At 40.1% G+C, this 20,956-nt stretch carries 13 protein-coding genes; 5 read left to right on the top strand and 8 right to left on the bottom strand.

Features of this window, described 5'->3' with window-relative positions:
* Nucleotides 1–2 precede the first annotated feature (2 nt).
* Entirely contained in the window at nt 3–1,409 is a 1,407-nt protein-coding gene (potA, locus tag DXC10_RS13185; RefSeq protein ID WP_101542498.1) for a polyamine ABC transporter ATP-binding protein, read from the bottom strand.
* 305 nt (nt 1,410–1,714) lie between these two features.
* On the opposite strand from potA, the gene DXC10_RS13190 reads away from it, so the two are divergent.
* On the top strand, nt 1,715–4,906 hold the full coding sequence (locus tag DXC10_RS13190; protein WP_117738049.1) for a carboxypeptidase regulatory-like domain-containing protein: 3,192 nt from the start codon (nt 1,715–1,717) through the stop codon (nt 4,904–4,906).
* 148 nt (nt 4,907–5,054) lie between these two features.
* Here the strand turns inward: DXC10_RS13190 and DXC10_RS13195 are convergent, their stop codons facing one another.
* The 4 genes from DXC10_RS13195 to DXC10_RS13210 form a co-directional block, all read right to left on the bottom strand.
* A complete protein-coding gene (locus DXC10_RS13195; protein WP_117738050.1) occupies nt 5,055–6,161 on the bottom strand; it encodes an endonuclease/exonuclease/phosphatase family protein in 1,107 nt (368 codons plus the stop codon).
* A 25-nt stretch (nt 6,162–6,186) separates the two neighbouring features.
* Complete coding sequence (locus DXC10_RS13200) at nt 6,187–7,143, bottom strand: D-2-hydroxyacid dehydrogenase (RefSeq protein ID WP_101542958.1); 957 nt, start codon at nt 7,141–7,143, stop codon at nt 6,187–6,189.
* Nucleotides 7,144–7,267: 124 nt separating this feature from the next.
* Nucleotides 7,268–8,533: a replication-associated recombination protein A gene (locus DXC10_RS13205; protein ID WP_101542501.1), complete on the bottom strand. Its 1,266-nt coding sequence runs from the start codon at nt 8,531–8,533 to the stop codon at nt 7,268–7,270.
* 3 nt (nt 8,534–8,536) lie between these two features.
* A complete protein-coding gene (locus DXC10_RS13210) occupies nt 8,537–11,122 on the bottom strand; it encodes a DUF5686 and carboxypeptidase-like regulatory domain-containing protein (protein WP_117738083.1) in 2,586 nt (861 codons plus the stop codon).
* Nucleotides 11,123–11,396: 274 nt separating this feature from the next.
* On the opposite strand from DXC10_RS13210, the gene DXC10_RS13215 reads away from it, so the two are divergent.
* Nucleotides 11,397–12,227, top strand: coding sequence for a DUF4595 domain-containing protein (locus DXC10_RS13215; RefSeq protein ID WP_101542502.1), 831 nt, complete (start codon nt 11,397–11,399; stop codon nt 12,225–12,227).
* 183 nt (nt 12,228–12,410) lie between these two features.
* Here DXC10_RS13215 and DXC10_RS13220 read toward each other — a convergent pair whose 3' ends face one another.
* Nucleotides 12,411–13,505, bottom strand: coding sequence for a UDP-N-acetyl glucosamine 2-epimerase (locus DXC10_RS13220; protein WP_117738051.1), 1,095 nt, complete (start codon nt 13,503–13,505; stop codon nt 12,411–12,413).
* 127 nt (nt 13,506–13,632) lie between these two features.
* Between DXC10_RS13220 and DXC10_RS13225 the strand changes: the two genes are divergently transcribed.
* The 3 genes from DXC10_RS13225 (at nt 13,633) to DXC10_RS13235 (ending at nt 16,911) form a co-directional block, all read left to right on the top strand.
* The gene (locus DXC10_RS13225) at nt 13,633–14,256 is read left to right on the top strand and encodes a trimeric intracellular cation channel family protein (protein WP_101542504.1); all 624 of its coding nucleotides are present in this window, start codon (nt 13,633–13,635) and stop codon (nt 14,254–14,256) included.
* A 200-nt stretch (nt 14,257–14,456) separates the two neighbouring features.
* Complete coding sequence (locus DXC10_RS13230; protein ID WP_101542505.1) at nt 14,457–14,960, top strand: RNA polymerase sigma factor; 504 nt, start codon at nt 14,457–14,459, stop codon at nt 14,958–14,960.
* 175 nt (nt 14,961–15,135) lie between these two features.
* Nucleotides 15,136–16,911, top strand: coding sequence for an oxaloacetate decarboxylase (locus tag DXC10_RS13235; RefSeq protein WP_117738084.1), 1,776 nt, complete (start codon nt 15,136–15,138; stop codon nt 16,909–16,911).
* Nucleotides 16,912–17,041: 130 nt separating this feature from the next.
* Here DXC10_RS13235 and DXC10_RS13240 read toward each other — a convergent pair whose 3' ends face one another.
* Together DXC10_RS13240 and DXC10_RS13245 are read right to left on the bottom strand one after the other, a co-directional pair.
* Nucleotides 17,042–19,720, bottom strand: coding sequence for an ATP-binding protein (locus DXC10_RS13240; RefSeq protein ID WP_117738085.1), 2,679 nt, complete (start codon nt 19,718–19,720; stop codon nt 17,042–17,044).
* A 13-nt stretch (nt 19,721–19,733) separates the two neighbouring features.
* On the bottom strand, nt 19,734–20,924 hold the full coding sequence (locus DXC10_RS13245) for a glycosyltransferase family 2 protein (protein ID WP_101542506.1): 1,191 nt from the start codon (nt 20,922–20,924) through the stop codon (nt 19,734–19,736).
* Between the last annotated feature and the right edge of the window lie 32 nt (nt 20,925–20,956).

The raw sequence follows: 20,956 nt of genomic DNA on the forward strand, positions 1-20,956 counted from the left end.
ACTTACTGGTCACTTCCTTCCTTTTTAATAGGTTGAACAATCCGTATATTTTCAGGGGCAATGCGAATTCCTACACGGTCGCCATCATCCCATACGTCATTGGTATCAACGAAGATATCCTCGTCCCAATCGGTAAACACTGTAAGATGATAATGGTTGCCTTTATAGAGGATAAATTTTACATCTCCTGTCAGTCGCCCATCTTCTTCGTTATCTTCAAGAATGACGTTTTGGAAATCGATTTCTACTTGTACTGGGGTTTCCGGTTCGATATCATGCACAGGATCACATTCAAAAGCACAGCCTAAAAACTCTACATGGGTTTCGTCAATCAGCTTTCCTTGGAATGTATTACAAGTGCGTTCCTTTTTCATTACGTGGATATCAAATGGTTTTACCAGCAAACCTACTTCACGTCCGGCTTCAAAACAATGGTAATCTTGTACCATCAGTTCGTAGCCTTCGTGAGTTTGTACCAGCATTTCATAATGTACACCTTTGAAGATACAACTGGTTACGATACCCGTCAATTGTGCGGCATCCGATGGCTCGAAGATATAAAGGTCTTCCGGCCGCAACACCACGTCTACTTGTGCTTGTTCTCCAAAACCTTCATCCACACATTCGAATTCGTGTCCGGCAAAAGTGACGAGTTTATCCTTTATCATCACACCGTTCAATATATTGCTTTCACCGATAAAATCAGCTACAAAAGAGTTGATAGGTTCATTGTAGATATCTATCGGAGTACCGATTTGCTGTATCTTTCCTTCGCTCATTACGACGATGGTATCACTTAAAGTAAGCGCCTCTTCCTGGTCGTGTGTGACGTAGATAAAGGTAATACCCAATTTTTGGTGCATTTCTTTCAGTTCCATCTGCATGTCCTTACGCATTTTCAGGTCTAATGCGGCAAGCGGTTCATCCAGTAACAACACTTCCGGTTCATTGACAATGGCACGAGCAATGGCTACGCGTTGTTGTTGGCCGCCGGAGAGCGAATCAACGTCACGATATTCATAGTCCGTCATACCCACCATACGGAGTGCTTGTTTCACTTTTTTTTCAATAGTGGTGGCAGGCATCTTTTTTAACTTGAGACCGAAAGCAATATTATTGAATACATTAAGGTGAGGAAAGAGAGCATATTTTTGGAACACCGTGTTTACCGGACGTTTGTGCGGTGGTGTCTGTGTTATGTCTTTTCCGGCAATGGTAATTACCCCTTCTGAAGCAGTTTGGAAACCTGCAATTAGGCGTAACAATGTTGTTTTTCCGCAACCGGATGGTCCCAATATCGTTACAAACTCGCCCTTACGGACAGATAAATTTACATCGTTCAGTACGGCCTTATCTCCGAAGAACTTCGATACGTGCTCTACACCGATGATGCAGTCGGATTTTTGCATAAGCGTTTCTTACTTTAGAGTCATAAAAAGCGCGGCAAAGGTACATAAATAATTGCACTTTTTCTTTTTGTTGGTCTAAAAAGAGAAAAATGTGTATTTTTTAGTTGCAAAACTTTTTATTAATGAAGGTTTGGGTTGGTTTGATTTGATCATGAATTGGGTAAATACTTTGTATGACCATACTAAAGTGTTTCTTAAAGTCTTAAAAAATGTAATGAGCGTGTAATATGTATGTACATTATTTTACTTATCTTTGTGTGTGTTTTGAGAAATATAACATTTTAAGGAATTAATTTAATGGTATTATGTTAAAAAGACTGAGATTTGTGTTTATAGTAATTTCATTCTTGGTTACTATAGGCGTTAATGCGCAAACTACTACTGCTGCGATGAGTGGCAAGGTAATTGATGAACAAAATGAGCCTGTGATTGGTGCTACAATTATGGCTGTTCATGAACCGTCAGGAACTTCGTATGGGGCTATCACCAATGTTGATGGTCGATACACAATTCAAGGTATGCGTACGGGAGGTCCGTACAAGGTACAAGTATCGTATGTAGGTTATCAGACTTCTGTATTTAAAGGTATTATTCTGGAACTTGGTAATACTTATGTTCAGAATGTTACGCTACATCCAAGTTCTGAGTTGTTGGATGAGGTTCTTGTAGTTGCCGATGCTAAAACCAAAACGGGTGCAGCAAAGAATTTTTCGCTTGAAAATATTGAAAATACTCCGACAGTAAGCCGTGACATTTACGACATTGTGAAGAACAGTCCTTTGGTTACAGCTTCTAAGATAGGAGGCATTACTTTTGTCGGTTCTAATAATCGTTACAATAGTTTCCAGATAGACGGTACAGTAGCTAACGATGTATTCGGACTTTCTTCCGGTGGAACGAATGGTGATCAAACCGGAGCCAATCCTATTTCTATGGATGCGATTCAGGAGATACAGGTTGTAGTTGCTCCTTATGATGTACGCCAGGGTGGATTTACTGGTGGTGGTATCAATGCCATTACAAAACAGGGTACTAATGAAACCCATGGATCGGCCTACACTTACTTTAATAATCAGAATATGTATGGTAAATACAGTGCTATCCGTGATTACATTAAATCTCCAATGTCTCAGCAATTTGACCGCACGTATGGTGGCACACTTGGAGGAGTTATCGTTAAGAATAAATTGTTTTATTTTGTAAGTGCAGAAGGGCAAAAAAACAGTTATCCTTTCAGTATTTATCCGGGGTACACCACTAACTACATAACGACTGCTACTGCAAAACAAATTGTTGATCAATATGCTAAAATCACCGGTAAGTCCGATGCTTATAATCAACGTGATATTGAACAAAAGTCATTTGGCTTATTGGCTCGTTTAGACTGGAATATTAATGATAATCATAAGTTGGCTGTACGTTTCCAGCACAATAATTCTTATAAGGATGTATATGGCGCTAACTCTACTACTTATTATTTTGAGAATAGTGGTTATCGCATGAATAATAAAACCAATTCTATTGTAGCTGAGTTGAATTCTCGTTTGGGTGACAAAATGTACAATGAATTCCGTGCGTCCGGTACTTTTGTACGCGATTTCCGTGATACAGATTATTTAGGTCCAAATCTTCAGATCAAAAATGTATTGGCTGCTGATGGTCAAACTAAAATAACAGTTAATGTAGGAACTGAATATTCTTCAGGGGCTAACAAGTTGGATCAAGATGTATATAGCTTTGAAGATAACCTTTCTTGGTATTTGGGTGATCATACCTTGACTTTCGGTACGCATAATGAAATATACCGTATCAGTAACTTGTTTATCCAGGCATCCGAGGGGGCATGGTATTACAATTCATTAGATTTATTTATGCAAGACAAACCCTATCAGTTTACTTATAAGTATAGTGATCCGGCACTTACGGGCGGTGATTTGAAATATGCTCCTGTGATGAAAGCCGGTCAGTTTGGATTTTATGTTCAGGATAAATGGATTGTATCCCGTAATTTCAACTTTACTTATGGTATTCGTTTTGACATACCTTTACTGTTTAACAAACCTACCGTTAATCCGGCTTTCAATACTTTTGCCGCAGAACGTAACATGGGTGTAAAAGTGGGTGAGACTCCGAGTGCCAAATTGATGGTCTCACCTCGTGTAGGTTTCAGTTGGTATGCTGATGACAGCCACCGTACTTTGTTCCGTGGGGGAGTAGGTATCTTTACCGGACGTGTACCTTTTGTATGGCTCAGTAACTCCTTTAATAATACAGGCATGGAGCAGAAAGGAACTACTATCGCTCCTAAGGATGCTGATAAAAACTATACTAACGGCGCTCCTACTTTGACGGAATACCATGAAAATCCGAAAGCAGCCGCAACAACGGATGCCAAACAGGATATTGTGACTACCTCAAAGAACTTTAAGTATCCGCAAGTTTTGCGCGCTAATTTGGCTTATGAGCAATTTTTACCGGGTAATGTGAAAATGACTCTTGAAGGAGTTTATTCAAAGACTATGAATAATGTTTTCTTCGAAAATTTGGCATTGGTCGAGAACGGACAGGTTTATGCTGTTCCTGGCGTAGAAGCTTCTACTTCTCCTTATTATAAAGCGCAAGCCGGTGATTACTATTCTATCATTAATTTGAAGAATACGAATAAAGGATATAGCTATGCTTTATCTGCGTTGTTGGAAAAACACTTTGGATTCGGTCTTGATATGTCAGCGTCATATACATTTGGACATTCCAAGTCTGTAAATGACGGGACTTCTTCTGTAGCATATTCCAACTGGAAGTATAATTATTCACATGATACTAATAGTGGTAATGAACTCAGTTTCTCCAAGTTTGATATACCCCATCGTATAATGGTACAGGCTGCTTATACTACTCCGAAGTATTGGAATAACTGGATGAGTACTTCTATTTCTGTAATTTATAATGCTTTCTCAGGAAGCCGCTATAGCTTGACAATGAATGAAAAGTCTGATTTTAACGGTGATGGGTTTAGCGGTAATTCTTTATTGTATATTCCTACGGAAAGCGAACTTGCCAAAATGAACTTTGTAGATGAATATGATAAGAATGAACTTGTCAGAACCGCAGAAGAAGGTCGTCAGGCATTTGCGCGGTGGATTGAGAACGACGATTATGCCAAGAACCATCGTGGGCAATATGCTGTGAGGAACTCTAATCTCAGCAATTGGGAACATGAGATCAATCTCCATTTAGCTCAGACTATCTATAATCCTAAAGGACTGGGTAAACTGGAGTTCACATTCGATATTATCAATTTTGCTAATATGCTTAATAAAAAATGGGGTGTAAACTATAGTTCTGCCTATAACCTTTCACCGCTTACAGTAGCATCTTTAACTACGGATAATAACGGTCAAAAGACTCCTACTTATTATTTCAACAACGCAAAGATCACTAAGAATGATACCGCTTCGCGTTGGCATGCACAAGTGGGTATCCGTTTGACTTTCTAATGAGGAGCCAAGGTTTATTTAATATTTAATAGATGTTGAGGGTTGTTTCGGAATAGCCGGAACGACCCTCTATTTTTATTTGGTATGCGAGTATATTCTATACTATTCCGGCTAAAGGATGAAAGGATAATAAAAGTACAAACCGAATTTAGTATTTTACCGTAAACACCACCGGATTGTGATCGCTACATAAATCCAAATCAGGAGAATAATAGTTTATACATTCAAGTTCGGGAGAATGAAAGGCATAATCAATTCGGAATAAGCGCTTTCCGTAACGATAAGTATACATGTAACCGCAACCTCCGGTTTTGAAACCGTCTTGCAGGATTTCTGATAACTGATAGTAAGTATGGGAAGAAGGCAAAGAATTGAAGTCACCGCATACAAGTACGGGATAGGGACTGGTTATGGCAAGATGACAGATACTGTCTGTTTGGGCGGCACGTTTTACAAAGTTATCGTGCAAAGTTCCGGCAGCATCTTGCATAGCTTGGGCTTCACGGCGGGTATCATCTGTGGCAAGTTCACGTTGCCATCTTTTACGATTTTGACTTACACTGGTAGTTTGCAGATGATTGTTTAGGAGCCGGATAGTATCCATACCTAAAACAATATCACATGTCATGCTACAATTGGCACTATATGGGTAGGCAATGAAACGCTCGTTTGCTAGTGGGAAACGACTGAATACGGCGATGGGGAGAACATTGTGGATAGAATTTCCGGTGGGTATGGAAACATACTTCCAATAGGAAAGTGCATGGCGTAAACTATCTACGGGAAAATATTTGTTGTCACCGAACTCTTGGAAACAAAGTACATCAACATGCTTCTTTTGCATATATTTAGCTATTTCTTTACAGGAATAACCGGTTATTTCATTACCGAAACTATGTACATTATAGGTAGCAACAGTCAGATAACCGTTAGGGCGATTGTTTTTTCCCAAAGCATCTGTTGGTATTTCATGAGTTGAGTTAAACTGGATGACAGATGTCAGATATGGCCAGTTAAAAAGGAAAGCTGCCAAAGGCACTAAAGCCCACCACTTACGTGCAAATGTCCAACAAATAGCTACTGCCAGGTTACAAAGTAGCAAAACCGGGATAGCAAGTCCCAACAGGGGCATAATTACGGAATTAACAGGAACATAATGTCCCGATCGGGAAGCTATGATAGTAATAGCCGCCAAAACAATGGTGGCGGCTATTATAATGATATGAAATAGTCCTTTGACTGCGGCTTTTCCCATAAGAGTTAATTATCAAATACTAATGTCACTTGGCAACGTTGTTAACCGGCTTTCCACCTAAATAGGCTTTTACATTTTCAAGCATAATTTGCATAAGGCGTTCGCGTGCAGCACTGCTTGCCCACGCAATGTGTGGAGTGATATAACAATTCTTGGCGGTGAGCAGAGGATTATCGGATCGGGGAGGTTCTTGGGTAAGTACATCCAGACCGGCGGCAAAGATAGTGCCATTGTTCAGGGCATCCGCAAGGTCTTGCTCGTTGATGAGCGGTCCGCGTCCGGTATTGATAAGGATTGCAGTCGGTTTCATCTGTTTGAGACGTTTCGAGTTTATTAGTCCATGGGTTGTGCCGGTGAGAGGACAATGCAGGCTGACAATATCACACGTACTGAAAAGCTCGTCAAGTTCCATCTTTTTTATTTCGGGAGGAAGTTGGAAGGGGGATTTTGAGGTATAAGCATAGACTTCCATACCAAAGCCTATAGCTATACGTGCTGTATTATAGCCGGTATGTCCCAGTCCGATGATACCTATTTTCTTTCCACGAAGCTCGATGAGCGGAGTATCCCAAAAACAGAAATCAGGACTGTTGCTCCAACGTCCTGTACGAATTTCGTCGGTATAGTGTTGTACCTGCTGGGCGATGTTCAAGATGTGGGCAAAGACCATTTGTGCAACTGAATCGGTACTGTATGCGGGGATATTAGTCACAATGATACCATGTTCTTTAGCTGCTGTAACATCAACAATATTATATCCGGTGGCAAGTACACCAATATATTTCAGTTCCGGTAAAGCCGCTATGATTTCAGCATTAAGCACCACTTTGTTGGTTAACAGGATTTCGGCTCCGGCGGCACGTTCCAGTACTTCTTCAGGAGAAGTACGTTCATAGATAGTACATTCACCTAATGCTTTTAATTCGTCCCACGAAAGATCTCCGGGATTGGCGGCATAACCGTCTAATACTACTATTTTCATAATTTGTGATTTATAATCTTCCATCTCCCTGAAAAAAGAAGAAGGAGGAATAGTTTGGTTTATTATTGGTTCATCTATGTACTTTATCAAGTAGCGAGCATTTTCTTTTTTCCTTTCAAGGAATTCAAGAATATTTTCCCCACAATGCCTGCATCCGTTCTTTATGTTTTTGTTCAGCAGCATTGTTTTGCGGTTCCCAGATGATCCGGTTTTTCAATTCGTCGGGTAAGAATTGCTGACGGACGAAATTACCGGGATAGTCATGGGCATATTTGTAATTATCACCATAGCCCAACTGTTTCATCAGTTTGGTGGGAGCATTGCGTAAGTGCAGAGGAACAGGTAGATTACCGGTTTGCCTCACAATCTCCAGGGCATTATTGATAGCCATGTATGCAGAATTGCTCTTAGGGCTTGTGGCAAGATATATGGTAGCTTCCGCCAAAGGAATACGCCCTTCGGGCCAACCAACTTTCATGATAGTGTCAAAGCATGCATTAGCTATCAACAAAGCATTGGGATTGGCTAGTCCGATGTCTTCGGAAGCGGATATGACAAGACGCCGGGCGATGAAAGCAGGATCTTCACCTCCTTCAACCATACGTGCAAGCCAGTAGACAGCTCCGTCGGGGTCGCTTCCCCGGATAGATTTGATGAATGCAGAGATAATATCATAGTGTAACTCTCCATCCTTGTCGTATGCCAATGGGTTTTGTTGCAACCGTTCGGTCACCATTTTGTCGGTAATGACAACAGGGTCGGAGTTTTCGGATTGTACTACCAGTTCGAGGATATTGAGTAATTTCCGGGCATCTCCACCGCTATAACGTAGCATAGCGGTAGTTTCTTTGAGTTCAATCTTTCGTTCTTTTAAGACGATATCTGTGGAAATAGCTCGTTGAAGTAATTCCAGTAAATCATCTTTTTCCAACGACTTCAATACATAAAGTTGGCAACGGGAGAGCAATGGACGGATCACTTCAAAAGAAGGATTTTCTGTGGTAGCTCCTATCAGGGTGACAGTACCTTGCTCCACAGCGCCCAGCAATGAATCTTGTTGGGACTTACTGAAACGATGGATTTCATCGATAAACAAGATAGGACTTGATTGCGAGAAAAAACGGTTGTTCTTGGCGCGCTCTATCACGTCGCGCACATCCTTTACACCGCTGGTCACGGCGCTGAGAGTATAAAACGGAGTATCGAGTTTATTGGCTATGATCTGTGCTAATGTCGTTTTTCCTACTCCCGGTGGTCCCCAAAGTATAAACGAGGAGATACGTCCTGCGTCAATCATCTTACGCAACACTGCACCCGGTCCGACTAAATGTTTCTGACCGATGTATTCATCTAATGTCTTGGGCCGAAGCCGTTCTGCTAATGGAGGCATAATTTAGAATATCATTAAAATCATAAACCGGATACCGCCTTTTTTCACTCCCGGAATATCTGTATAGGTGAGGCGACGAACATATTCGATATGTAGTAACTTGAAAATGTTATATATACCTACACTGGCTTCTATATAGGGCGTTTTGCCCATTACATAACTGGTAGGCATGCCGTCCCGCATCGGGAACAGGAACAAATCGGGGTTACTGCTTTTATATGGATTGTTCTTATCTGTCAATGTACCCCACAATCCGCGAATACGAAATGCTTCACGCCATTTGAGTTTTTTAATAAGCGGGATGCGGTTGAATAGTTTTCCGTTCATGTCGTATGTCAGGGCAAGAGAGGCATAACGGTCGTTTAAGAATTCCATGTTATTGATAAGCGAGAACGATTCATTATGTTGTGTGATATACGAAAGGTTTGCCATCGGCAGGTTCAACAAGGGAAACGGGACTGTATTCCATTGAGCTCCGGCACGTGCCGTGACATCCAGCTTGCCCCAGGAACCAAACCAAAAGCGTTTGCGGATACTTGCTTCTGTCAGGTTAAAGTTATAGTCTCCACCGAGTACACCTTTAAAACCGGTAGTGTGGGAGAGGGAGAAAATAGGAGCATCCAGTGATACGGGAACGCGGCGTTGCTTGGTGTTGACGTAGGTCTCACCTGGAGCATAACGTAAAGTCACACCCAGTTCGGCAGTGGTAATATCATGTACCAATGTATTCTTTTGATCCCACTCACCCGGAACGTCCCCATTGTTTTTCCAATATTGAAGCATTCCGGCAGGTTGGTCGTTACGATGACGTGCCATGGCTTTAACAGAAAAACCGGTATTGGTTTCTAATTCGTACATTAAGGTGGCATCACGCATATAAGACATTTGGTCCACTTTTGTCCACTTCCAGCCGACAAACATATTGTCTTTATCAGTTTCCAGATACTTGTCCATAGGCGACATTACATCGTAGGTGTACTTGAAACCAAGATAATGTTTGGGAAACTCCCATAATACGTATTCACGTTTGTTGAATGAATATGCGGCTTGTCCTGAATAAAACCACTTCTTGTCTCTCGTACCGTATGCTCCATATCCGCTGAAACTCCAGTGAGGGTCAAGATTTCCTGTAGTCATACCGCTGACACGGAAACGGGTACCATTCACATAGTTACTGGTAATCATGGTATTGATCGGTCCGAAGTCGAACTTACTCGGATGTTTTTTGCTACCGGTCTCCACAAAATTCTCAATAAGCGCTTTCGCCCCGAAAATGACATATTTGAAGCCCGGTATCTGTTCAATACGATTCATGAAGATATCCATATTACTTTCTTTTTTGGTGAGCGGCACTTGGCGCACTTGAGCCCAGTATTCATCACTCTTCGAAAGCATGTTGGCTTCTTTGATGACACTTCCTTTTAAACGAAACAACCGGGGTTCTATCTCTTCGAATTTATAATTACTGTATTTCGTAGTTCGTTGCACTTCCAATCCTTGTATACCTTTCATCAATGCCAGTTCTACGGTCATATCATCGTCGGTAAGCACCCAGTTACTATCGGGCAATTGTTCGAATTGCTGTACGATATCGAGATTTTCCACAAAGTTGACTCCTGTTTTTTTAGGGAGATTCATAATACACTTCTTAACGGCATAAGTAGAGTCCTTAACAACATACAAATGTCCGGTGAAACCGAAATCCTGAGAGTTCTGAGGTACAAAAGTAAGATGTACACATTCCCGTTTATCCACCATCAAAGTATCCATAAGATAGAATTTATAGAAACTGATGGCACCTCGTCCGATAGGGCTGACGAAACGACGCTGCAATAAGCGGATATCGTCGTCGTAGATGTTTACGTCCGAGAATACATCGGTCAGAATAGTTCCTAGCATATCACCTGTACTAAAAAACTCTTCGATGCCGGTAGAGTTCATACCTTCGATGATTGTTTTTTCACTTTTAGGACTTTTACGATAGATGGTTCTGGAGGCTGTTTCCTTGATGGAGATAGGCAAAATCATCTTATTGGTCTTAGGAGACAATTCTACCTGGTCTTTGAAAAAAGAGAATTTCTTGTAGATGCCTTTTTCCATTTTTTCTGGAGTAACATCGTTCATGGACATCTTCATTTTTTCGTATTTCTGATATTGGTAGTAATCATTCTCTTCCAACTTTAGAGCTTTTTTGTGCTCGATAACCTTCTTCATGAACTCCACGGCAGGGTTGTTTTTGCGAGAGTATTTTTCTTTTTGGGGTTTAACGACAACCTCAGAAAGCATAACGTCGGCAGGCATCATCTTTACGTTCAATACTTTGGTGCCTGGAGCGAATTTTACTTTTTTCGTAACATATCCGATAGCAGAAAAAGTCAGTTCATCCCATCCTTTATGAGCTTCTACATGATATTCTCCGTCGGCATTGGAGATGCTACCCACACCTTTACCTTCATATTGAACAGTGATATACATCAATGGCTCGTGAGTGAGGGAGTCTGTAATAACGCCTTTAATCTGTGCCGATGCGCCTGTAGAGGCAAATAGGGATAGCAAGAATAAAATAATAATGGTATATAATTGCTTCATATATTTCATAATCAGGTTGCAAAGTTAACAAATTACAGCTAAACAAGAAGCAAATATATTTTAAAGAAATGAGAGGGATGTTTAAAGAGAAACAATGACGGTAATTTTTATTGTCTAAATTAATGTTATTGGTTTCTATATATTTAATCACGAAAATAGACAATTTAGTGTGTTTGTTTGATGAAATAATATGTTTTTTTTGTATAAAAATATTTGTGCATTATTGTAAAATTAATAATTTTGCGCTGTCAAAAATAAATAAACAAAATGTAATATGAAAAAATTTAATTTATGGGCAAGTATGATTGCCTTATTCTTATGTGTGGGATTTACTTCTTGTGGGGATGATGACAATAATGCGGAAAATGCAGGTACAGGTAATATCTTTCCTGAAGGAGTAAAGAAAGTTGCAACTATTAGTGATGCATATGGAGGTGTTACTAAATTCACTTATGCTGACAATAAGTTGGTAAGTGTGGATGATGGTGATTCTAAATACACCTTTGCTTATTCTGGTAATACAGTAACAATGACCAGTATCTATGAGTATGGTAATTCAAAAGATACCGAGGTTTATACAATGAATATCGGTTCTAATGGATTTATATCACATGGTACCGGGGTGTATACAGAAGTATATAATAACGAGACTTATACATCCAACACTACGATGTCATTTTCTTATGATAAGGATGGGCATTTAACAACTGTTCAGATAAATGAAAAAGATAGTGACGGAGACGAATATACTACAAAAATTCAATTAACTTGGGAGGACGGTAACATTACTAAGACAGTAGAAAACTGGACTGAAAAGGAAGACGGTGATACCGATTCCGGTACGAATACACGTACTTCTACTTATGGAGGCGAAGTAAATAAGATCGGTTTCTCTTTCTTTGATGAAGTAGTTGATCTTGATGAGTTGGAGTATGCTTATTATGCAGGGCTGCTTGGTAAGTCTACTAAAAATATGCTGAAATCAGTGAAGTCTGTCGATGAGGGAGATTACAGTTATACTTCTAATTATTCTTATGAATTTGACGGTGATTATCCTACTGTATTCAATTCAGATGGTAGCAAGTACAAATATACTTATAAATAATAAATGACGGCGATTATTAATGTCGCCTATGTGTAGGGCAAAAGCGGATAACTATCCGCTTTTGCGATTACCAATGAAACCTTACGAGTTGTACAACCCATCACGTATAAGTCATATAGCTTATACCGTTCCGGTTGTACAACTCGTAAGGTTTTTATAGGCAAGTATTTTGGTAACCTTTATTTAAAGTTTTTCTCCATTTATGAGCGTTTGTACGATACGTTCTGCCGTCCGTCCGTCCCAGCGTTCGGGTAGGGTAGCATGTTTCCATTCACCTTGAAGTAGTTTGTCCAGTGCGGCGGAGAGAGCAAAAGAATTTTCGCCAACCAACTCATTGGTACCGATGCGCCATGTTTCAGGATGTTCGGCGTATGTATTGAGGGTAATACATGGAACGTCAAGGAATGTGGCTTCTTCTGCGATATTACCGGAATCGGTCACGATCCCTTTGGCCTGGTTGATGAGAAAGCCAAAATGCAAGTAACTCTGTGGAGGCAGGATATGCAGATTGGGGGCTTTCAATTCCAATGATTTTAATGTTTTCTCTACATATGGATGCAAAGGAGAGACGATGGGCATTCCGTTGGCTTTCTCCAAAAGGGTTTGCATCAGCGAGTGCAATACAGTTTTCTTTTCCAGTAGGTCGTGACGGTTTAGGGTCAGTAAAAGATAGTTGCCTTTACGTAAACCAAGGCTAGTGAACCACAATGGTTGTACCAGTCGGTGGCGGTTGTAACGAATGGTATCAATGAGGATATTTCCTACGTAATGGATATATTCCGGTATCATCCCTTCTTGGTTAAGATTACGGTTGGCTACCATGCCGGCTGTAAAGAGATAATCGGAAATGGCATCTACTATTGTACGGTTCACCTCACGAGGCATATTCATATCGAATGAACGTGTACCGGCAATGACATGTGCCACTTTCAGTCCGCGTTTTTTAGCGACGATGGCGCAGCTCATTGTGGCAGTCATGTCATCTACTACGAGTACCACTTGTGCAGGATGTTCATTTAATTCTTTTTCAAAAGCCAACATGATGGAAGCGGCTACTTGTGAGTGGGCACGTCCGCTGACATCCAAATAACCATCGGGACTTTTCATGGCCAGGTCGGAAAAAAGAGAGGCATCTAAAGTGGCGTCGTCTTTAGAACCGGTATATATAATACGGTATGAAATTTTTTTTCCGGTTTCTTTGGCTGCGTCAATGGCGCGGCAGATAGGGGCTATCTTCATGAAGTTGGGACGTGCTCCCGATACGATGGTTACTTTCATTGTTTATAAGGTGAAAAATGATGAGACAAAAATACGTATTCTTAGGGAAATTATTCGTTACTTTGCCGATAAAATTGATAGATGTCAATCATAAAATCTTAAATCGTAAATCTAAAATTCTATTTTCATGCCAACATTTGTTCAGATACTCGATTTTATAGGAACTTTTGCCTTTGCCATCAGTGGTATACGTCTGGCTTCGGCAAAACGGTTTGATTGGTTTGGGGCGTATGTAGTAGGGTTCGTTACGGCTATAGGTGGCGGTACGATACGTGATCTTTTACTGGATGTGACTCCCGGTTGGATGACAGATCCTATATATTTAATCTGTACCGGATTGGCTCTTTTGTGGGTTATCTTTTTTGGGAAACATCTAATTCATTTGCATAATACTTTTTTTATATTTGACAGCATTGGCTTGGCATTGTTTACAGTTGTCGGTGTGGGTAAGAGTATCGCATTGGGATATCCATTCTGGGTGGCTATTATTATGGGTAGTATTACCGGTGCGGCGGGAGGTGTTATTCGTGATGTGTTCATCAATGAAATCCCGCTGATATTCCGTAAAGAAATTTATGCCATGGCCTGTGTGGTAGGAGGGACTTTCTATTGGTTGTGTGATCTTATGGGCATGGAGTCTTATGCATGTCAGGTAGTTGGCGGTGTTACGGTTTTCGTTACCCGTATATTAGCGGTGAAATATAAAATCTGTCTTCCCATTCTTTCGGGGAGTGGAGATGAAGAAACATAATTCATGAATATTTTTCTAAATTTGGTTATCGTTTAGGCATATCGGCACCTGAAAACTGTCAAAACAAGGGGTGAAAACTGTCAATTGATAGTTTTTACCCCAAAGAAAAATCATATCTCATCCTAAGAGATTTGAAATCCTCCGTATACTTGCAATCATAAAACCTAAACGAATATTAACCATAAAAAATTTAGCAAAGTATGAATACTTACAGTTTTAGAAAAGATTTACTTGCTGTGCAAGAAGAACTGCTTCGCTTTGCATACAAATTGACGGCCGACCGGGAAGAAGCGAATGATTTGTTGCAGGAGACATCTCTAAAAGCCTTGGATAATGAGGATAAATTTGAACCAGATACTAATTTTAAAGGGTGGATGTACACAATCATGCGCAATATCTTTATTAATAATTATCGGAAAATTGTCCGTGAACAGACATTTGTAGACCAAACAGATAATTTGTATCATTTGAATATGCCCCAAGACTCCGGTTTCGCAAGCACTGAAGGGTCTTATGATTTAAAAGAAATGCATCGTATCGTCAATTCATTGCCACGTGATTATAAAGTTCCTTTTTCTATGCATGTCTCTGGTTTTAAGTACCGTGAGATAGCCGAACGGCTTGGGTTGCCATTAGGAACAGTGAAAAGCCGCATCTTTTTTACGAGACAAAAGTTACAGGAAGAGTTAAAGGATTTTGTTTAATGTCTATTTATATTTTAATGTATATGTCAAATAAATGAGGGATTTGACATTATGATATAAAACATCTCTTTTATTTGAAAATTAATAGGATTATTTTGACTATATGTCAGAATAATCCTTTATATTTGTATATATTAAGTTAACCAAAAAGAAAAATCACTTATTACTGACTATGATGAAAAAGGAGATTAAATTCAGTCTTGTTTATCGCGACATGTGGCAATCGTCCGGTAAATACCAGCCTCGGGTAGACCAATTGGTCCGTATTGCCCCGCTGATTGTCGAAATGGGCTGTTTTGCCCGTGTGGAGACGAATGGAGGAGCTTTCGAGCAAGTAAACCTTCTCTATGGTGAAAATCCCAACAAAGCAGTACGTGCTTTTACTAAACCTTTTCATGAAGCAGGTATACAGACACACATGCTCGACCGTGGTCTGAATGCGTTGCGCATGTATCCTGTTCCGGCAGATATACGCCGTCTGATGTACAAAGTGAAGCATGCACAGGGGGTGGACATTACTCGTATCTTCTGCGGACTGAATGAGTCCCGGAATATAATTCCTTCTATTCATTATGCCCTTGAGGCAGGAATGATTCCGCAGGCTACCCTTTGCATTACACACTCACCTGTGCATACGGTAGAATATTATGCCACTATTGCCGATCGTCTGATTGAAGCCGGAGCACCTGAAATTTGCCTGAAAGATATGGCTGGTATCGGTCGGCCGGGTATGTTGGGACGGCTGACAAAAGCTATAAAGGAAAAACATCCTGAGGTGATTATTCAATATCATGGTCATAGCGGACCAGGACTTTCCATGGCTTCCATTCTTGAAGTTTGCGAGAATGGTGCCGACATTATTGATGTAGCTATGGAACCTATGTCATGGGGAAAAGTGCATCCGGATGTTATTTCAGTACAGGCGATGCTGAAGGATAAAGGTTTCCGGGTACCTGATATCAATATGAAAGCCTATATGAAGGCGCGTGCCATGACGCAAGAGTTTATAGATGATTTTCTTGGTTTTTTTATGGATCCTACTAACAAGCATACTTCTTCTCTTTTGTTGAAGTGCGGATTGCCGGGCGGTATGATGGGATCTATGATGGCTGACCTAAAAGGTGTACATTCAGGAATTAATATGATTTTAAAAGGAAAGAACCAGCCGGAACTGAATATTGATGATTTACTGGTGATGCTTTTTGATGAAGTGGAGTATGTTTGGCCAAAATTAGGTTATCCTCCTTTGGTAACTCCGTTCAGCCAGTACGTGAAGAATGTAGCGTTGATGAATGTTATGCAGCTGGTGAAAGGTGAAGAACGCTGGACGATGATAGACAACCATACGTGGGATATGATTTTGGGTAAAAGCGGGCGACTTCCGGGAGCTTTGGCTCCTGAGATCATTGAGCTTGCCAAGTCCAAAGAATATGAGTTTGTGGATGCCGATCCGCAACTGAATTATCCGGATGCTCTGGATGAATATCGCAAGGAAATGGATGAGAATGGTTGGGAATATGGAGAAGATGATGAAGAACTCTTCGAACTTGCCATGCACGATCGTCAGTATCGTGATTATAAATCGGGTATTGCGAAAAAACGTTTCCAGGATGAATTGCAGCGTGCTAAGGATGCCGCTATGGCAAAGAGTGGATATTCTGAAGAGGAGATTAAGAAACTGAAACGGGCAAAGGCAGATCCGGTAATAGCTCCTTCCAAAGGGCAGGTTTTGTGGGAAGTATCGGTAGAGGGACCCTCTACTGCACCGTTTATCGGACGAAAATATCAACATGATGAAGTTTTCTGTTATCTCTCTACGCCATGGGGTGAATATGAGAAGGTGATGACCGGATTTACGGGACGCGTTGTGGAAGTTTGTGTGCAACAAGGTGGTAATGTCAATAAAGGCGACGTGATAGCTTATATCCAGAGAAGTGATATCTTTGCATAAAATGAAAAATTATTGAAACACAGATTTTCGTAGATTATAAGGCGGTATGCAGTACTTTGAAAATAAAATTCTTTGTAAAAATTTACGCTAATCTGTGTTTCAATAATTAATCTGTTGAATTATCATTTCTCTATAACCATTTTTTGATAGTTTCCTTTAAAATCTCTTGAGTGAATGGTTTTGTCAGGAAATCATTGCATCCTGCATCAAAGGCAGCTTGTTTATCATGTTCATAAGCATAAGCCGTAAGAGCGATGATAGGTATGTCCGGTGAAAGTTCACGAATGATTTTGGTGGCATCCAATCCTCCGAGGTTCGGCATCTTCATATCCATTAAAATGAGGTCGGGGCGTACTGTCTCAAACATGGTCACCACCTCCATACCGTCTTTGGCACGTTCCAGATGGTATAACTTTCCTAGTATTGCTTTTGTCAGAATATAATTACTGTCCGTATCTTCTGCTATCAATATTGTTTTTGTTTTTTTTTCGTCTTTTTGTTCTTTATCGGTATCAGTTTTGTTGTCTTTAAATTTATATATGTTTTCCTCGCGACTATCTTGAATAGAGATCTGTTGTGTGACGTTTTCTTCACTTCTATTCTTTTTCTTTACTTGTGATTTACTTGAATGTAGAGGCAAGGTGAAAGTAAAAGTGGTACCATTACCCATTTCCGAACTGACGGATATGCTACCACCTAACCGTTCGATGATGGTTTTACAGATGGATAGCCCCAGACCGGTACCTTGGGCAAAAGTATTCACTTTGACAAAACGTTCAAAAACCTTACATAATTTGTCGGCTTCAATACCGATACCCGTGTCGCTGACATGAAATTCTATTTTATCTTCTTTGCAATGATAACCATAGCTGATGTTACCACTAGTGGTGAATTTGAATGCATTTCCTATCAAATTGGAAATCACTTGGAAGATACGGTTCTTATCTCCTTCGATGACAATATCTTCATCCGAGGGTTCATAAATCAGTTCTACTCCGGGGGGGCAACGGAATTTGTGCGCGTCATGTATTTCCCGGCAAAGCGGATGTAAACGTACTGGAGTAATGGTAAACTCTACTATACCCGCTTCAATTTTAGAGAGGTCGAGTATTTCATTGATGAGTTGCAACAACCTTTCATTGTTAGCTTCTACAATTTCATAATAGTTTTTCCGTTCGTCGGCATCAGTACTTTCGGCTATGATACGTGAGAAACCTACAATGGCATTTAGTGGAGTACGTATTTCATGGCTCATGTTGGCTAGGAAGGCTGATTTCAACTGATCGGAAGTTTCCGCTTTTTCCTTGGCAACGAGTAATTCGCGTTTCATTCCTTCCATTTTGGTGATATCCCATTCGATACTCAGTAAGATGGGAGGGAAATCTCCACTCTCGATTTTAATTTTTCTTTTATCTAGATAAATGGATTTACCGTTCTGGTCGTGTTCTTCTGTAATCCAATGCATTTCTTTTCCTGTTTTGGCGATTTCTATGTCTTGCCGTCTTTTTTCCTGTGCTACTTCAAAAGGATAAAAATCAAAATCGTCTTTCCCCAATGCCTCCTTCATCGGTATGTTACGATTGTATGATTCTCGGTTACGATATAAATATTTAAACCCGCTTTTAATATCTTTTACAACAATGCTTGCCGGGAGATTTTCTATTGTCTTGTCTAATATCTGGCTGAACCGTTTGATTTGCTGTTCGTGGGTGATACGCTGTGAAACGTCACGTCCAAATACCCATACGGTTTCTTCACCCTCATCGCTGGTTACCCAATATGCATTTCCTTCGATAGCCAATACTTCGGGATGAAGAGGTAGGGGATTAGGAATTACAAATCCATTGTGCTCTTCTCCTTTCTTAATTTTGGAAAGCATTTTTTTCCACGCTTGCTGATTGCCGACATAAGAGTTTATATTGTAAATAGTCAATTGAGTGATGTCATCTGTACAACCGATATCGTGATGTTGTTTGAAACGTCGGTTGGCAAATACCAATGTACCATCTTCGCGAGCAGCAAAGATATCTTCGGTAGAGTTATTGATGGCATGAGTTAATAAATTGATGTCGTTACGCCGTTGCTGGATATCTGTAATATTCTGTATATATCCTTCTATGATTATATTTCCATCTTTATGTTTCTCCCGTGCAAAAGTTTTCAGACGGATATAATATATTTGTTTCAGGTAGTGTATCCGGTAATCTACACTTTCTTCTATATCGCCTTTCAGGTTTCGTTCCAACCAGTTATTGAAAGTCTCATGGTCTTCGGGAAGGATATGGTTCACATATTCATTCAACGGGATGGTTTGTTCGTCTTCGGTACACATGATATCGGTATGACCTGTATATTTGAATTTTTGGGTGTCGGTATCATATCTCCATCTTCCGATAAGCGCAACCTTCTGTATTTCTTTGAGTTCATGATTTCTTTTTTCCAGTTCCAACTTACGTTGACTTCGCTCTGTGATATCACGATATTGACAGAGTACCATGTCCTCGTATGGATACATAATGCATTTGAAGAAATAAGTTTTGTTTCCTAATGTTAGTTCATAGTTTTTGGTAGAGTGTATTTTTTGCGTTAATACCTTTTGGAATTCAGGATATACTTGGTAATAGGTGGCATAAGGTAACAAATCGAACATATTCTTACCTAACAGGAATTCTTCTTTTAGAAACCACAAATCTACATTATAAATTGTGATATCTATACAAATGCCGTTTTTATCCAGGATAATCATGGTATCCGATGTCAGCTTCAGTAACTTTTCAGCATTTTCTGCGTTTTTCAGAATGTTTTTCATATTATTTCTGGTGTTATGCTCTTCGTGCTTTTTCCCATGCTCCACTAGTGTTACCTTTACGTTTATACAAATAGTTGATTCCTCTAATGACATTGACATTCATAAAGAGGAAATAGTACGGGATGAAGAGTATTTTATTTTTGATATGCTTCGTTGATAGGTAATAACCCCAACTTCCCATGAGGTAGAATAATGCCTGTAGTAGCCAAATAGAGGCATAAAATAGAGGAGAGTTTGTCGTGAAAATGAGAATTGTGTTGAGGGGAAGCAATAAAAATAATAAAACAGGAGTGAGTGACCAACGCAATACGCGATGTGATACATATTGAAAACTAAATATACCGTAATGAAATGGATTGAGTAACGGACGTAATCGCCATATGGATTGTAATCCGCCTGCTGCGATCCGTACTTTGCGCTTTTCTTCTTCGAGCATATCTGCCGAACCACTTTCTGTGGCGTATGCATTTGTGCAATATGCAATGGTGTATCCTTGCATGACGATACGCAGGGAAAGTATAAAATCATCTAGTAACGTATCTGTAGCCATTTCTTCGAATAATTCGCTACGAATGGCAAACAGTTCTCCGGCTGCACCGGTTGTCGAGTAAAGGCGTGAATCGAGTTTTTTAAGTGTGGATTCATATTTCCAGTAAATGCCTTCGCCTCCTGAAGCTGCATTGTCTTTAGTTTGTACATTGATACGTTTTTCGCCTGCTACACATCCCACTTTGGGATTGGCAAATGCATGTACAATTTCCCGTAATGCTTCACGGTTGACATAGGTATTTGCATCTGTAAATACAACCAATGGAGTCTTTACGAATTGCATTCCATGGTTTAAGGCTGCTGTCTTTCCTTGACGTTCGGGTTGATAGATAACTGTAACTTGAGACCATCCGGACAAAAGTTCATTGGTACGGTCACTACTACCGTCAGTCACCCAAACTATATGAAGTTTTTCGGACGGATAGTCTAATTCGAGGCTGTTACGCATTTTTTCATTTACAACAGCTTCTTCATTATATGCGGCGATAAATAGGGTTAAATCAGGTAATACATCATCTGCTGGCATCGGAGTGACGACCGTTTTATGGAAACATTCTTTTATCTTTACCAAGATATACAGAAGAATTCCGTAGCCGAGATATGTATAGAATACGATAAATAGGCTTATCCAAAAGAATATTTCAAAGGTTTCCATTCAGTATCAGACTCTTTAATTTCTAATCAAAG

This window comes from Bacteroides sp. OM08-11 (assembly GCF_003438665.1).
Classification (GTDB): Bacteria; Bacteroidota; Bacteroidia; order Bacteroidales; family Bacteroidaceae; genus Bacteroides; species Bacteroides cutis.